Consider the following 15,916-nt stretch of genomic DNA (forward strand, 5'->3'; position numbering starts at 1 on the left):
ATCGTGTAGTTGGACGGACAGTCTTCCGAAGAACCGGATGCCCATTCGCCGGACATCATGTTCGCATCCATTTACGAAATGAGCTTTAACGAGCCAGGTCTGAGCATTTCCCGAACGAAGGTGCGGCACGTCATCATCCCCCGTTATTTTGTCGGACGGATCTGGCAAGTCGCGCAAAAGAATGTCGATCGCCCGGATTGGACGATCCGCTCGATCGTGCCAGTACATCCCCGCGCTCCACAACGGTGACCAACCCGGTCGTAGACCCGGAACGCGTGTTGAAACGCGCCGCTGCCGCCATCGGTATGGGCGTAATCGCGCAGGGTCGATCCTCCGGCCGCCACGGCCTCGGTCAGAACCTCGCCGATGACCTTGGCGAGCCGCCGGGCCTTCGGTGTCGGCGTCCCGTCCGGTCTGGCGAGTTGTCCCGCCCGCATCTCGGGGTGCAGCCCCGCCCGATGAAGGGCCTCGCAGACGTAGATGTTGCCGAGACCGGCGATCAGTCGCTGGTCCAGGAGGGCGGCCTTCAGCGGCGTGATCCTGTTGCGGAACAGGCGCGCGACGGCGTCCGCGGTCAGGGCCTCGCTCAGGGGTTCGATCCCCATGCCGGCGAAGTGCCGGCTCTCGCCCAGGGCGGGGGTCGGAACGAGATCCATGAAACCGAAGCGCCGGACGTCGTTGTAGGTCACGGTGGCGCCGTTCGACATCGCCATGACGACATGGTCGTGCTTGGCGTTGCCCTGTGCGCCCTCGAGGTAGAAATCGCCGGGTGAGAGATTGCGCCCGTCCGGCAGGGCCACGTCGAAGCGCCCGCTCATGCCGAGATGCATGATCAGCGACTCTCCCGAATCGAGACCGGCCACGAGGTACTTCGCCCGACGGGCGAGGTCCGTGACCGTGCGACCCTCTAGGCGCTCGGCGAAGCGGTCGGGGAACGGGAAGCGCAGGTTCGGACGCCGCAGGATCACGCGGCTGAAGCGGGACCCCACCAGGGCCGGGGCGAGGCCGAGCCGTACGGTTTCGACTTCCGGGAGTTCGGGCATGCGTTCGATCGGTGTCTTCGGTGCGGCATCGCCGATGGGGCACGTGCGGCGTCGCCGATGGGGACTGGGCTCGGATGGCAGATGGCGATTTCGGCCACGTTTCGCTATGAGCGTCCGCGAGAGGGTGGTCCATGAGTTCGGTGAAACGGTCGGTCGATCAATCCGCGGACGAGGCGAGCACGCATTTCGGCTTCGAAAGCGTGTCCCTCGACGAGAAGCAGGGGCGCGTCGACGACGTCTTCCGCTCCGTCGCCAAGCGCTACGACCTCATGAACGACCTGATGTCGGGTGGGCTGCACCGCGCCTGGAAGTCGCACCTCATCTCGATGCTGCGGCCGCCGCGCAACCGGCCCTTCCGGCACCTCGACGTGGCCGGCGGCACCGCCGACATCGCGTTCCGCGCCCTGGAGGCCGGCGGCCCCGCGACGCACACCACCGTGCTCGACATCAACGAGGCCATGCTGCGCGTCGGCGCCGAGCGGGCCGGGGACCGCTTCACCGGGCGCATCGACTTCGTCACGGCCAATGCCGAGGCGCTGCCCCTCCCGGCGGAGCGGTTCGATGCCTACACCATCGCCTTCGGCATTCGGAACGTACCCCGGATCGACAAGGCGCTCGCCGAGGCGCACCGGGTCCTGAAGCCCGGCGGCCGGTTCCTCTGCCTCGAATTCTCGAAGGTCGACCTGCCGGTGCTCGACCGGATCTACGACGCCTACTCGTTCCACGTGATCCCGCGCCTCGGCGCGCGCGTGGCCGGCGACGCGGATTCCTACCGCTACCTCGTGGAATCGATCCGCAAGTTCCCCTCCCCCGGGCGTTTCGCCGGCATGATCGAGGCGGCCGGGTTCCGGCACGTCAGCCACCGGCCCCTGACGGGCGGCATCGTGGCGATCCATTCGGGCTGGAAGGTCTCGTGACGGCGGGTTTCGTGACGACGCGGGCCGCCTGATGCTCGGCGCCGTCGTTCACCTGGCCCGCGGCGCGCATGTCGGCTTCGTGCTGGCGCGCGAGGGCGCCCTCGCCCTGGTCGACCCGACCGAGTTGCCGCCGCACCTCCGCCTCGTCCTGCGGATCGGCCGGATGCTGGAGCGTCCCGGCCTAGGGGTCGGCGCCGGCCCGCTCCAGCGCGCCCTGACGCGCCTCGGGCCGAGCTACGTCAAGTTCGGCCAGTTCCTCGCCACCCGCCCCGACATCGTCGGCATGGCGGCGGCCCGCGACCTCGAGACCCTGCAGGACCGTGTCCCGCCGTTCCCGCAGGAGACGGCGATACGCCTCGTGGAGGCGGCCCTGGGCAAGCCGGTGGCGCATCTCTTCGTCTCGTTCAGCCCGCCCATCGCGGCGGCCTCGATCGCGCAGGTCCACAAGGCCCATATCCTCGACCTCGACGGCACCGAGCGCGTGCTGGCGATCAAGATCATGCGCCCGGGCGTGCGCGAGCGCTTCCAGCGCGACCTCCAGGTCATGCGCTTCATGGCCCGCGTGGTCCACGTGCTCTCGCCCAAGGCCGAGCGCCTGCGCCCCCGCGAGGTGGTGGAGATCCTCGCCCGCTCCGTGATGATGGAGATGGACTTCCGGCTCGAAGCGGCCGCGATGTCCGAGCTGGCGCAGAACACCCGGGACGACGCGGATTTCCGCGTGCCGAAGCCCGATTGGGAGCTGACCGCCCGCGACGTGCTCGCCAGCGAGTGGATCGAGGGCATCCGCCTCAACGACCGCGCCGCCATCGTGGCGGCCGGGCACGACCCGAAGGCCCTCGGCCGGGCCGTGATCCAGTCGTTCCTGCGCCACGCCATCCGGGACGGCTTCTTCCATGCCGACATGCATCCGGGGAACCTGTTCGTCGATCCGACCGGAACGCTCGTGGCCGTCGATTTCGGCATCATGGGCCGGCTTGGGCACATGGAGCGGCGCTTCCTCGCCGAGATCCTGCTCGGCTTCATCCTGCGCGACTACAAGCGCGTGGCCCAGGTGCATTTCGAGGCCGGCTACGTGCCGGCGCACCATTCGGTCGAGGATTTCGCCCAGGCGATCCGAGCGATCGGCGAGCCGATCCATCAGCGCAAGGCCGACGAGATCTCGATGGCCAAGGTGCTCACCCTGCTGTTCGACATCACCGCCCTGTTCGACATGAGCACCCGCACCGAACTGGTGATGCTGCAGAAGACCATGGTGGTGGTCGAGGGCGTCGCCCGCTCGCTCGATCCGCAACTCGACATGTGGACCGGCGCGGAGCCCGTGGTGCGCTCCTGGATCGCCCGCAACCTCGGGCCGGTGGGCCGTGTCGAGAGCCTCGGCCGCGCCGCTCTGACCATCACCGACGTGGTCTCGGACCTCCCCGACCTCGCCCAGCGCCTGCGCCGCATCCTGGTGCGCCTCGACGAGCGGGGTTCCAGCGACGCCGGTCGCCTCGACGCCTTCGCCCGGGCCGAGCGCAAGCGCGCGATCTGGTCGACGGTGGCCCTGTGGGGCATCGCCATCGGTGCGCTGGTGATGGCGTTCCGGTAGCCTGCCTTGCAACGCTCCGTCAGGCTCGCCTCCCGAGGGGTTCGACCATGACCCGCCCGCTCCAGAACCGCCGCATCCTCCTCGTCATCGGGGGCGGCATCGCCGCCTACAAGGCGCTGGACCTGATCCGGCGCCTGCGCGAGCGCGGGGCACAGGTGCGCCCGCTCCTGACCAAGGGGGCCCAGGAATTCGTGACGCCCCTGGCGGCGGCGGCCCTCGCCGGTGAACGCGCCCATACGGACCTGTTCGACCGGGCCGAGGAAGCCGACATCGGTCACATCAAGCTTGCCCGGGACGCGGACGCCATCGTGGTCGCGCCGGCCACCGCCAGCCTGATGGCCCGCATGGCCACGGGCGATTCGTCCGACCTCGCCGCCACGGTGCTGTTGGCCACAACCCTGCCGATCCTGATCGCGCCCGCGATGAACGTGCGGATGTGGCAGCACCCGGCCACGCAGCGCAATCTCGCGACCCTGCGCGGCGACGGCGTCCGCGTCGTCGGTCCCAATGAAGGCGCCATGGCCGAAGCGGAGTTCGGGCCCGGCCGCCTCGCCGAGCCCGCCGAGATCGCCGACGCGGTGGAGACGATGCTGGCGGAGGCCCGTCCAGCCTCGGGCTTCGGCTTCCTGGCGGGACGCGGCGCGACCGTTGAGGCCGCGTCCGGCCCCTTGGCCGGCCGGCGCGTGCTCGTCACCTCCGGGCCGACCCACGAGCCGATCGACCCCGTGCGCTACCTCGCCAACCGCTCCTCCGGGCGCCAGGGCCATGCCATCGCGGCCGCCGCGGCGGCGGCCGGCGCGACGGTCATCCTGGTCTCCGGGCCGGTGGCGATTCCCCACCCGCCCGGTGTGCAGGTGGTCCCGGTCGAGACCGCCCGCGCGATGCTGGCGGCAGTGGAGGCCGCCCTCCCCGCCGACCTCGCCATCTTCGCCGCCGCCGTCGGCGACTGGCGACCGGCCGAGACGCGCGCGTCCAAGATCAAGAAGGACGGCTCCGCGCCGGCGCCCCTCGCCATGGTCGAGAACCCCGACATCCTCGCCACTATCGCGGGACGCTCGGCCGGGCGCCCCCGCCTCGTCGTCGGCTTTGCGGCGGAGACCGACCGGGTTCTCGAGAACGCCCGCGCCAAGATCGCCCGCAAGGGTTGCGACCTCATCGTCGCCAACGACGTGTCGCCGGCCGGTGGGGTGATGGGCGGCACCGCCAACACCGTCCATCTGGTCGGGCGCGACGGCACCGTCGAGACCTGGCCGACCCTCGACAAGGACGAGGTCGGTCGAAGGCTGATCCAGCGTTTCGCCCGCCTCCTCGACGCCTGATCCACAGGCGCGGGACAAGCGCGCGGAGCCGATCGCGGGCTGGCGCGTTAAGGCTTGACTAACGTCTCTCGCCGCATCATTTCGGCGTCGTTCGCACGTGCAGCAGATCCGCTCGCCCGCGCAGCTCCACAGGAACTCCCGACCCCAATGCCCAGCGACAGTAGTCGATGGACCGCGCCGCCGATGGCCCTCCGCGAGACCCGCGCCTGATCGCTTGATCCGGCTCGCCCGCGACCGGCCCCGATGGCCCGGTCGAACGAGGTGAGCCCATGACCTTATCGAATGCCTTTCCACGCCTGCGCGTCGCCGTGGCGCCCGTGCGGACCCTCAGCTTCCGCCGCGCGGATGGCTCCAAGCTCGTGCGCGTCAAGGCGCGCCGGCCCAGGACACGGCGTTCCACGCCGGGCGACGCCAGCGTCGCGCTGATCATGGCCGTGATGATGACACTGGTGTTCGGCCCTGTGATCGGCGTTCACCTGATCGCCGCCTTCGCGGCGGACGTTCCCCCGCAGGAGATGGTGGCCCGGGGCAGCGGAGCGGCACTGCCGCCGGGCTGAGCGTCCGGCCGTATCCCTTCTCCTGCACGGGGGCGGCCCCTCGCTCAGGCCCGCGCCGCCTCCAGCTCCGCCGAGAGAGCGGCCTCGGCCGCCATGATCTTGCGGACCGCGGGACGGGCATTGATGCGGGCGAGGTAGGCCATGATTGCGGGCTCTTCCGGCACCAGCTTGAAGCTCGTGGTCCAGCTGAGCGCGGCGCCCCACAGCACATCGGCGGCGGAGTGCCGGTCACCGAGGAGGTAGGGGCCCGGCGTCAGGGCCTCGACTACCGTCCCCAGCACCGCGTCGAAGTCGCCGTAGGGCGACATCGCCCTGGGACCGGGCTCGCGCTGAAGTGCCCGGTCGACCACCGCCGGCTCGAAGGTCGAGCCATAGAAGACCATCCAGCGCAGGTACGGCCCGCGCAGCGGGTCGCCGATGGGCGGAGCGAGGCCCCGCTCGGGAAACAGGTCGGCCAGGTAGAGGTAGATCGCCGCCTGCTCGGTGATCAGCGCTTCGCCGTGGCGCAGGGCCGGCACCTTCCCCAGGGGATTGATCCGCAGGTACTCGGGCTCCCGCCCCCGTCCCGACGGCAGGTCCAGAACGTCCAGCGTGTGCGGCGCGGCGAGTTCCTCGAGCAGGATGCGTACGCCGGAGGATCGCGTCTGGGGGGCGTGGTAGAGCGTGAGATCGGGTTCCAAGCGGCAGACCTTCCGGGTGAATCGGTCGGCGCAGGCTCTGCGCCGGGACCGCTCAGGTCAACCGTTCGAACCAGTGTCCGATGCGGCGCCGGGCCCGGGAGGGTGCGGCTCCGCGCTCGCCTGAGGTCGCGCACGCCCGCTATCAGACTAATATCCAGGCTTGCCCGCGTCCCATTCTCGTCGGTGAGCACCGATTCGGTTCGTTCCCGACGATTCAGCGCGAGAAGGTTCTCGACCGGTCCGCCGGACATCCGTGTGTCGGCCGCTCGCTCAACCCGATCTGCGTGCCTCAACCGCCTCGGCGAGGAGACAGAGGATCTCGAAGGCAAGAGTCGCCCCCGCGAGCGCCGTCACACCGGAGGGATCAAGGGGCGGTGCGACCTCGACCACATCGGCACCCACGAGATCCAGGCCGCGCAGGGACCGCACGATCTGCAGCGCCTCGCGCGCCGTGAAGCCCCCCATCTCCGGCGTGCCGGTGCCGGGCGCATAGGCGGGATCTAGGGCGTCGATGTCGAAGCTCAGGTAGGCCGGCAAGGGGCCGATCACGGCGCGGGCCTCGGCCAGGACCGCTGGCAGGCCGCGATCGATCACCGCCTCCATCGGCAGGATGCGTACGCCCTGGGCCAGGGCCCAGTCGAGCTCGTCCGCCGAATCAGTACTGCCGCGCAGGCCGATCTGCACCATCCGGCGGGGATCGAGGACGCCGTCCTCGATGGCGCGGCGGAACGGGGTGCCGTGGGTCAGGCGCGTGCCGTCGTACTGCGCGTCATCGGTGTCGCCGTGGGCATCGATGTGGATCAGGCCGACGGGACGCGCTCCTCCGAGGGCCCGGAGCACCGGGTAGGTCACGAAGTGGTCGCCCCCGACCGAGAGCGGAACGATCCGGGCATCCGCCAGGGGCCGGTAGAAGGCCTCGATGGCCCGGGCCGTGGCGGCCACGTCGACGGGATTGACGGGAACGTCGCCGAGATCGGCGCAGGCCGCGAGGTCGTAGGGTGCCACGCCGGTGGCCGCGTTCCGGGCGCGGGTGCCGGTGGAGGCCTCGCGCACGCCGCGCGGACCGAGCCGCGCGCCGGGCCGGTTGGTGGTCGCGCCGTCGAAGGGAATGCCGATGAGGCCGATATCGATTCGCCCCGGAGCTTCGGACGGGTCGATCACGGGCAGGCGCATGAAACTGGCGAGCCCCGAGAATCGCGGGGTCGCCATGCCCGATTGGGGTCGATGCCGCGCGATCCGCGCCCGATCCGCCTCGCTCCGCATCCGCTCTCCTCTCGCGCTCGGGTGGCGCGTCGACAGCCCCCCTGGGCGCCGAACCGACGACGGCACGATGACGTTCCGTTGACGGATCGGCAACGCGTGGCTATAGAGCCCACATCGCCGACGGACGCGCACTCCGCGATCGTCGGCTTCGCCATTGCCCGAACAACCTGCACGCGATCCACCGACACTCAAGCCCGCGGGCCCGTCGCGATCGCCTCAAACGTGACGAGGATGCCCCATGGCCAACACCGTGTCGGCCAAGAAAATGACCCGCAAGATTGCGAAGCGCACCGCGGTCAACCGCTCGCGTCGCAGCCGTATGCGCACCTTCGTCCGCAAGGTCGAGGAGGCCATCGCCGCCGGTGATCAGTCCAACGCGCTGACCGCCCTCCGCGCCGCCGAGCCCGAGATCATGCGGGCCGCCCAGCACGGCATCGTGCACAAGAACAACGCCTCCCGGAAGGTCTCGCGCCTCGCCGCGCGGGTGAAGGCGCTCGCCGCCTAAGCCATCCTTCCAGCAGAGACGCGAAAAAGCCCGGCAGCGATGCCGGGCTTTTTTCGTTTCGGCTTCTGCGACCCTTGCGCGGAGCACGCGCCCGCCGCGACCGAGACCATGCGAGACGACGCCCCTGACACGCCCGAATCGGGACAGATCCGGTGACACGGCGTTAACGCTAACTGGAATCTGTCTTGTTGCGACCTGTCGAGGGCGAGTGTAGCTTAACGATGTGTCACGATGAACCAACAAATACCCGGTTACGGCGAGTCCAGGGCGAATCGTACACAAGGTGGGAGCGTCGCCTGGACTCGGCACCGGAACCCCGCGTCGGAATTGCTGCAATTTTAGCTATCCCCGTAAGTCCCGTTGTTAGGAGAACCGTAGCTTATTGTTGATAGGCTTGCTTCATCGACAAAAGCCTTCCCGGAGGCAGTTGACTCTGGTCCGGCAATATGGGTCTCGCGAATGCCTCGCGGGGCGCAACGTCAGTCAAGTGTGCGTACGTACCGGTGGCGGCCCTCCGCTCTCGGGACGAGGAGAGCGATGATGCATGTCGACGGTAGCGTGTCCGGCAATGCCGAGATGGGCATGAGCGGCGTGAGCGGTCCCGATACGGTGGCTGCCTGGGCCCGGGTGAAGCGGCGCCTGCGGGCGGAATTGGGCGAGGATGTGTTCGCGAGCTGGTTCGCCCGCCTCGAACTGGTGGAGGTCCTGGACGGAACCGCCCGCCTCACGGTGCCCACCCGATTCCTCAAGAGCTGGATCGAATCCCACTACCTCGACCGGGTGCTGAACACCTTCCGCAGCGAGGTCGAGACCGTGTCGCGCCTCGACGTCTCGGTACGGGGTCCCTCCGCCGCGGCCCGCCCCGTTCCCAGCGTCCCGAAGACGGCGAGCAGCGCCGCGAGCCCCCTCGCCCGCCTCCAGGCCGCCGGCTCAGCGATGCCGTCGCACGGGGACGGCCTGAACGTCTCCGAGGGCGAGTCGGCCCAGGCCCCGCGCGGCGAGGCCGGCGGCGACCTCAACGGCGCCCCCCTCGACAACCGCCTGACCTTCGCGAGCTTCGTCGTCGGCCGTTCGAACGCCCTGGCCCACGCCGCCGCCGAGCGCGTCGCCCGCCACGACGGCCAGGGTGCCCTCTACAACCCGCTCTACTTCCATGCCGGCGTCGGCCTGGGCAAGACCCACCTCCTCCACGGCATCGGCCATGCCGCCCGGGAATCCGGCCGCCGGGTGATCTACCTCACCGCCGACCGCTTCATGTACGGCTTCGTCAACGCGCTGAAGACCCAGAACGCGCTGGCCTTCAAGGAGCGCCTGCGCGCCATCGACCTCCTCATCCTCGACGACGTCCAGTTCATCCAGGGCAAGTCGATCCAGGCCGAGTTCGGCCACACCATCAACGCGTTGATCGATGCCGGCCGCCAGGTGGTCGTCGCCTCGGACCGTCCGCCCACCGAGCTCGAAGCCCTGGAGGAGCGCGTGCGCTCGCGCCTGGCCGGTGGCCTCGTGGTGGAGATCGGCAGCCTCGACGAGCAGCTGCGCGCCTCGATCCTCTCGGCGCGACTGGCCGCGGTGCAGGTCTCGCATCCGAACTTCGAGGTGTCCCCGACGGTGGCCACCTACGTCGCCCGGGCGATCACGGCCAATGGTCGCGATCTCGAAGGCGCCGTGAACCGTCTCCTGGCCCACGCCACCCTCACGGGCACGGCCGTGACCATGGAGACCGCCGAGACGGCGATCCGCGATCTCGTGAAGAACCGCGAGCCCAAGCGCATCAAGATCGAGGACATCCAGAAGCTGGTGGCCTCGCGCTACAACGTCTCGCGCTCCGACATCCTGTCCGAGCGGCGCACCGCCGCCGTGGTCAAGCCGCGCCAGATCGCGATGTACCTGTCGAAGGTGCTCACCCTGCGCTCGCTGCCCGAGATCGGCCGCCGCTTCGGCGGGCGCGACCACACCACCGTGCTGCACGCCGTGCGCAAGATCGACAAGCTGATCGGCGAGGACAACGTCCTGAACGACGAGGTCGAGCTTCTGAAGCGCATGCTGCAGGATTGAGCGCGCCGGGGTGTCGCGCCGTCGTGCGACGCCCCGAAACATCCGCGGATAGCCGGCCTCTCGCACTTGCGTTCGCCCGGAGGCTTCGCCAAGTTCGACGGCCACGGTGCCAGGGCGCACGTGGAACCGGAGCGCTTCGATCGCGCCCGTTCCGGCGACGTCCGACGAGAGACCACGAGTTCAGACCATGAGAGTCACTGTCGAGCGTGCGGCCCTTCTTCGGTCGCTCGGCCACGTGCACCGCGTGGTGGAGCGCCGCAATACCATCCCGATCCTGTCCAATGTCCTCCTCCGCTGCGACGCAGGCAGCCTGGAGCTGCGGGCGACCGACCTCGACATCGAGGTGACGGAGACCATTCCGGCCGACGTGGTGGATGCCGGCGCCACCACGGTGCCCGCCCACGTCATCTACGACATCGTGCGCAAGCTGCCGGACGGCGCCCAGGTCTCGCTCGAGACCAGCGGCGAGACCGGGCAGATGACCATCCGTTCGGGGCGTTCGCGCTTCTCGCTCGGCGCCCTGCCCGAGGGGGATTTCCCCGATCTCGCGGCCGGCGAGCTGCCGACCCGCTTCGTGATCGCGGCCTCCGACCTGAAGCGCCTGATCGAGAAGACGCAGTTCGCGATCTCGACGGAAGAGACGCGCTACTATCTCAACGGCATCTATCTCCACACCATCGAGGTCGATGGGACCCTGCGCATGCGCGGCGTCGCCACCGACGGGCACCGCCTCGCCCGCGTCGAGATCGAGGCGCCCGAGGGCAGCCGCGACATGCCGGGGATCATCGTGCCCCGCAAGGCGGTGGCCGAGATCATCAAGCTGGTGGAGGACGGCGGCGAGAGCGTCGAGATCGACCTGTCGCCGGCCAAGATCCGCTTCAAGTTCGCCAGCGGTGTGGTGCTGATCTCGAAGCTGATCGACGGGACCTTCCCGGATTACCAGCGCGTGATCCCGTCGGGCAACGACAAGTTCCTCACCGTCGAGCGCGACGTCTTCGCCAAGGCCGTCGATCGCGTCTCGACGATCTCGTCGGAGCGCGGCCGGGCGGTGAAGCTGGCCGTGCAGGAGGGCCGCCTCGCCCTCTCGGTGAACAACCCCGATTCCGGCAGCGCCACCGAGGAACTCGACGTCGATTACGACGCTCCCGCCCTCGATATCGGCTTCAACGCCCGCTACCTCCTCGACATCACGAGTCAGCTCGAGGGCGACACCGCCCTCTTCAAGCTGGCCGATCCGGGCTCCCCGACCCTGATCCAGGACCGCGAGGGCGCCGCCGCCCTCTACGTGCTGATGCCGATGCGGGTGTGATCGCCGCTCGTGGCGTCGCGGTGCGAGACAGGCCGCGGGTGATCGGCTAAGGGCAGGCGGGTGCGTCTCACCCGTCTGATCTGCCGCGACTTCCGGAACCACGCCGACCTCGACCTCGCGGTCGACCGTCGCTTCGTCGCCCTGGTGGGCGAGAACGGGGCCGGCAAGACCAACCTTTTGGAAGCGATCTCGCTGTTCTCGCCGGGACGCGGCCTGCGCCGCGCCGACCTCTCGGCGATGCCGCGGACCGGCGGGCCGGGCGGCTTCGCCGTGTCCATGACCCTGGCGGGGGATGAGACCGAGCATCGGATCGGCACCGGCTACGAACCGCCCGGCCTCGACGGCCGCGCCGCCCGCCTGTGCCGGATCGACGGGGCCACCGCGCCCTCGCCCGTGGCCTTCTCGGAGTTCCTCCGGGTGGTCTGGCTGACCCCCGATCTCGACGGTCTGTTTCGCGGCCCGGCCGGTGACCGGCGCCGCTTTCTCGACCGCCTCGTCCTCGCGGTGGACGCGAGCCACGGCGCCCGCGTCAACGCGATGGAGCGCGCCCTGCGCTCGCGCAACCGCCTGCTCGACGAGCGGCCCAACGATGGCCAATGGCTCGACGCGATCGAGCGGGAGGTGGCCGAGCTCGGCGTCGCCGTGGCGCTGGCCCGGCGCGAGACTGCCGAGCGCCTGGATCGGCTCATCGCCGAGACCCGTGACGATGCCCAGCCCTTTCCCTGGGCCGGCCTGCGCCTGGAAGGCGACCTCGACGACCTCGTGGCGGTCTGGCCCGCGATCGAGGCCGAGGACCGCTTCCGCATGGCCCTGCGCCAGGGCCGCAGCCGCGACCGCGCCGCCGGCCGAACCCTGAGCGGACCGCAGACCAGCGACCTCGTTGTCCGCCACGGCCCGAAGGACGTGCCCGCCGCCACCGCCTCCACCGGCGAGCAGAAGGCACTCCTCATCGGTCTCGTCCTCGCCCATGCCCGCCTGGTCCAGGCCATGAGCGGCCTGGCGCCCGTGATCCTGCTCGACGAGGTCGCGGCCCATCTCGATCCGCGCCGGCGCGCCGGGCTCTTCGATGCCCTCGAAGCCCTGCAGGGGCAGGTCTGGATGACGGGGGCCGACCCGGCCCTGTTCGGCGAGCTGGACGGGCGGGCCGATATGGTCAAGGTCGCGGACGGGCGGATCGCGTCGAACTGATTGCCCAATGGTGTCGGAGCGTCAGACGAGAATCCCCGGACTGTCGGTCTGCGAAAAGTCGTTGCCGATGAACTCCTGTGCGAGGGCCCGGCGCACCGCTTCGGTCTGGCTCGTCTTGGCCAGGTGGCCACCTTCTCGGCGAGGCGATTGACCTCCTCGCTTCGGATGGTCAGAGGCATTATGCCGATCCCCGGATCGACGCGTCACCCGTGTAGACGCGTCGAGCGTCTTGCCGACACATCGGCGCCGCAAGCGGCCCGCCCGCTCACCATCAGGCCAGGATGCCCATGACAAGCCGCCTCGACGAGGCTCGCGCCGCGTTGAAGACCACCTTCGGCTACGACGATTTCCGGCCCGGCCAGGACGAGGTGATCGGCGCCGTCCTCGACGGGACCGACGTGTTCGCCGTGATGCCCACGGGCTCCGGCAAGTCGATGACCTACCAGTTGCCGGCGCTCGTCGAATCGTCGCTGACCGTCGTGGTCTCGCCGCTGATCGCCCTGATGCACGACCAGGTGCAGCAGATGCTCGGCTTCGGTGTGGCCGCTGCGACTCTGAACTCGTCCGTCGCCGAGGCGACCTCCCGCGAGACCTGGCGGCAGATCCGCTCCGGCGACCTGCGCTTGCTCTTCGTCTCGCCCGAGCGGCTGATGATGGAGGGGCTCATGGATGCCCTGCGGGGCGCCGGCGTGCGCCGGCTCGCCGTGGACGAGGCGCACTGCGTCTCGCAATGGGGTCACGACTTCCGTCCGGAATACCGGGACCTCGCCCGGGCCCGCGAGGCGCTGGGCAACGTCCAGACCGTGGCGCTCACCGCCACTGCCGACAAGGCGACCCGGGCCGACATCACCGAGCGGCTGTTCCCGGCGGGTCGCGAACTCAAGGCCTTCGTCCATTCCTTCGACCGGCCGAACATCCGCTTGACCTTCACGCCGAAGGACAACCCCACCCGCCAGATCGAGCGCTTCCTGCGCCACCGGCGCGCCGAGAGCGGAATCATCTACTGCTCGTCCCGCAAGCGGACCGAGCAACTGGCCGAGACCCTGGCCAAGGACGGCTTCAACGCCCTGCCCTACCATGCCGGCCTCGACCAGGGCACGCGCATGCGGAACCAGGACACCTTCCTGCAGGAGGACGGGGTGGTGATGACCGCCACGGTGGCCTTCGGCATGGGCATCAACAAGCCCGACGTGCGCTTCGTCTGCCATGCCGACATGCCCTCCAACGTCGAGGGCTACTACCAGGAGATCGGCCGCGCCGGCCGCGACGGCCTGCCCGCCGACACCCTGACCATCTACGGCCTGGACGACATGGCCCTGCGCCGCCGCCAGATCGACGAGAAGGACGTGCCGGACGAGCGCCGGCGCGTGGAGCGGCGCAAGCTGGAAGCCATGATCGCGCTCTGCGAAGGGGCCACCTGCCGGCGCCAGTCGCTGCTCGGCTATTTCGGCGAGGCGAGCGAACCCTGCGGGCGCTGCGACCTCTGCCGCAGCGGCGTCTCGCTCATCGACGCGACGGTGCCGGCCCAGAAGCTGCTCTCGGCCATCGTGCGCACCGGCCAGCGCTTCGGCGCCGCCTATGTCTGCGACGTGGTGCACGGGAAGGAATCCGACACGATCCGGCGTAACGGCCACGCGGCGTTGAAGACCTTCGGGGTCGGTGCCGACAAGCCCATCGCCGCCTGGCGCGCGATGCTGCGCCAGCTCTTCGCCGCCGGGGCCGTGACCGAGAATGGCGACGGGTTCGGCGGGCTCTCGCTCACCGACAAGGGCGAGGCGATCCTGTTCGGCCGCGAGGCCATCCAGATGCGGCCCGACCCCGAGCCGAAGGTGGCCGAGCCGCGCGACCGCAAGCGCGGGGCGGCCCGCGAGGATGCGAGCCTGGATCTCGATCCCGCCACCGAGGCCCTGTTCCAGCACCTGCGCGGCCTGCGCGCCACCATCGCCCGGGCCGAGGGCATCGCCGCCTTCATGGTCTTCCCCGACCGGACCCTGATCGAGATGGCGCGCACCAAGCCCATCGACCTCTACGCCCTGCGCACGGTCCACGGCGTCGGCGAGCGCAAGCGCGAGGCCTACGGCGAGCGCTTCGTCGCGGCGGTGGCGGATTTCCTGTCCCACGCGCCGGCCGCCCGGTAGGACGTGCGGTCGGGGCGCCCCGACGGCGCCCGGATGCGCTTTCGCACTCGTCTACTCGGATCGCCATCGTGTAGGGACGGGCGCGGCCAGCGGCCGCCAGCTTCGAATCGGACGGGTCCCCATCATCACGCCTTCAGCACCGCCCGCACCGGCTGCCCGTCAGGTCTTCTACATGCCGGGCTTCGATCCCCGCGAACCCGAGACCTATTGGGGTCTGTTCCGGCGGGAAGCCCGGCTCACGGCCGTCCGGCGCGGACTGGCGATCACGGTGGGCGATCCGGAGCGGAGCGCGGATGGGCTGGCCGTCGACTGGCGCGTGGATCTCGACGGACACACGACGCACTACACCCTCCTGCGTTGGGACGACATCGTCGCGGCCCGGTTCCCCCGCACCAACGGACGCCGCCTGCTCGAGGTGCCGGCCCTGTGGTGGCGCCTGATCCGGTCGGGCTACGTCGCTCCCTTCCGGCGTGAGGCCCGGCGCTTCGCCCGGGTCATCGTCGGCGTGCACCTGATCTACCTGTTCCTCGTCGTCCTGAGCCTCGGCCTCGCGTCGGCTGCCGTCGCCCTGGTGCCTGGCCTGTCCGGGATCTGGGGGCTCCTGGCGGTGCCCGTGCTGGCCTACGGGCTCCTCGCGCTGCTCATGCGGGCGACCCGCGGCAAGCCGTTCTACGTGGCGCATCTCGTCGACGACACCGCCTTCACCCACGATCACGCCAGCGGCGCCGACACCCGGATGCGCGCCCGGCTCGACGCCTTCGCGTCGATCATTCGGGGCGCGGAGGGCCAGGCCTCCGAGATCGTGGTCATCGGCCATTCCTCGTCGAGCTTCCTCGGGCTCGAGGCGCTCGACCGGGTGCTCGTCGCCGATCCCGAATTCGGCCGGCGCGGCACGCCGGTCTCCTTCGTGAGCATCGGCAGCGTCATCCCGTGGATCACCCTCGATCCCCGCGCCACCGAGACCCGCGGCGCCCTCGCCCGGGTGGCGGCGAGCGACGCGATCCGCTGGCTCGACGTCCGGGCCAAGTGGGACTGGCTCTCGGTCCACCAGCGCAATCCGCTCAGCGCCTCGAAGCTTCCGGCGCCCCTGGCCCATCGCCCCGTCGAGATTCACGTCCGGATCGAGGATCTGATCGAGACGCGCATCATCGCCCGGCGCAAGTGGAACCTGTTCCGGATGCACTTCCAGCTGCTCATGTCGAGCCGCGACCCGGAGGCCTTCGACTACGTCGCCTTCGTGGCCGGCCCCGAACCCGTCCATGCGCTGATCCGGCGGTGGCGCGACGTGAAGGAGCAGCCCAAGGGGCGTTTCATCGCCGAAAGCCCGGAGGATTAGGGCCGCGGATCGCGCTCG

General features: G+C 70.0%; 13 protein-coding genes. 10 read left to right on the forward strand and 3 right to left on the reverse strand.

Annotated features, from left to right (window positions below; all coding sequences use genetic code 11):
- Positions 1 to 143: 143 nt before the first annotated feature.
- Positions 144 to 1,043, reverse strand: a complete 900-nt coding sequence (mutM, locus tag ASF20_RS13050) for a bifunctional DNA-formamidopyrimidine glycosylase/DNA-(apurinic or apyrimidinic site) lyase (RefSeq protein WP_056222690.1) — start codon at positions 1,041 to 1,043, stop codon at positions 144 to 146.
- A 131-nt stretch (positions 1,044 to 1,174) separates the two neighbouring features.
- On the opposite strand from mutM, the gene ubiE reads away from it, so the two are divergent.
- The 4 genes from ubiE to ASF20_RS13070 all read left to right on the forward strand — a co-directional run bounded on the left by ubiE (position 1,175) and on the right by ASF20_RS13070 (position 5,424).
- Complete coding sequence (gene ubiE, locus ASF20_RS13055; RefSeq protein WP_056222692.1) at positions 1,175 to 1,960, forward strand: bifunctional demethylmenaquinone methyltransferase/2-methoxy-6-polyprenyl-1,4-benzoquinol methylase UbiE; 786 nt, start codon at positions 1,175 to 1,177, stop codon at positions 1,958 to 1,960.
- A gap of 31 nt (positions 1,961 to 1,991) precedes the next feature.
- Positions 1,992 to 3,548 carry a 2-polyprenylphenol 6-hydroxylase gene (gene ubiB / locus ASF20_RS13060; protein ID WP_056274768.1) on the forward strand — a complete coding sequence of 519 codons (1,557 nt, stop codon included), beginning with the start codon at positions 1,992 to 1,994 and terminating at the stop codon, positions 3,546 to 3,548.
- A gap of 47 nt (positions 3,549 to 3,595) precedes the next feature.
- Positions 3,596 to 4,867, forward strand: coding sequence for a bifunctional phosphopantothenoylcysteine decarboxylase/phosphopantothenate--cysteine ligase CoaBC (coaBC, locus tag ASF20_RS13065; RefSeq protein ID WP_056274769.1), 1,272 nt, complete (start codon positions 3,596 to 3,598; stop codon positions 4,865 to 4,867).
- A 269-nt stretch (positions 4,868 to 5,136) separates the two neighbouring features.
- Positions 5,137 to 5,424, forward strand: a complete 288-nt coding sequence (locus ASF20_RS13070; protein ID WP_244472648.1) for a hypothetical protein — start codon at positions 5,137 to 5,139, stop codon at positions 5,422 to 5,424.
- A gap of 44 nt (positions 5,425 to 5,468) precedes the next feature.
- On the opposite strand, the gene ASF20_RS13075 is transcribed toward ASF20_RS13070, so the two are convergent.
- Positions 5,469 to 6,104 (reverse strand): glutathione S-transferase family protein, encoded by a 636-nt coding sequence (locus tag ASF20_RS13075; RefSeq protein WP_056274771.1) that lies wholly within the window; start codon positions 6,102 to 6,104, stop codon positions 5,469 to 5,471.
- Between the two features lie 270 nt (positions 6,105 to 6,374).
- Positions 6,375 to 7,313 (reverse strand): agmatinase, encoded by a 939-nt coding sequence (gene speB, locus ASF20_RS13080; RefSeq protein WP_348271547.1) that lies wholly within the window; start codon positions 7,311 to 7,313, stop codon positions 6,375 to 6,377.
- A gap of 292 nt (positions 7,314 to 7,605) precedes the next feature.
- Between speB and rpsT the strand changes: the two genes are divergently transcribed.
- From rpsT to ASF20_RS13110, 6 genes are all read left to right on the forward strand, one after another.
- A complete protein-coding gene (rpsT, locus tag ASF20_RS13085; protein ID WP_055951936.1) occupies positions 7,606 to 7,872 on the forward strand; it encodes a 30S ribosomal protein S20 in 267 nt (88 codons plus the stop codon).
- Positions 7,873 to 8,412: 540 nt separating this feature from the next.
- Positions 8,413 to 9,927, forward strand: a complete 1,515-nt coding sequence (gene dnaA, locus ASF20_RS13090) for a chromosomal replication initiator protein DnaA (protein ID WP_056223003.1) — start codon at positions 8,413 to 8,415, stop codon at positions 9,925 to 9,927.
- 187 nt (positions 9,928 to 10,114) lie between these two features.
- Positions 10,115 to 11,236, forward strand: coding sequence for a DNA polymerase III subunit beta (gene dnaN, locus ASF20_RS13095; RefSeq protein ID WP_056222704.1), 1,122 nt, complete (start codon positions 10,115 to 10,117; stop codon positions 11,234 to 11,236).
- Between the two features lie 60 nt (positions 11,237 to 11,296).
- Positions 11,297 to 12,424, forward strand: a complete 1,128-nt coding sequence (gene recF, locus ASF20_RS13100; protein WP_056274775.1) for a DNA replication/repair protein RecF — start codon at positions 11,297 to 11,299, stop codon at positions 12,422 to 12,424.
- A gap of 287 nt (positions 12,425 to 12,711) precedes the next feature.
- Complete coding sequence (gene recQ / locus ASF20_RS13105) at positions 12,712 to 14,562, forward strand: DNA helicase RecQ (RefSeq protein WP_056274777.1); 1,851 nt, start codon at positions 12,712 to 12,714, stop codon at positions 14,560 to 14,562.
- 172 nt (positions 14,563 to 14,734) lie between these two features.
- Positions 14,735 to 15,898: a hypothetical protein gene (locus ASF20_RS13110; RefSeq protein ID WP_056222716.1), complete on the forward strand. Its 1,164-nt coding sequence runs from the start codon at positions 14,735 to 14,737 to the stop codon at positions 15,896 to 15,898.
- The last annotated feature ends 18 nt before the right edge of the window (positions 15,899 to 15,916 follow it).

The sequence above is a fragment of the Methylobacterium sp. Leaf88 genome, from assembly GCF_001422795.1.
Taxonomy (GTDB): Bacteria; Pseudomonadota; Alphaproteobacteria; order Rhizobiales; family Beijerinckiaceae; genus Methylobacterium.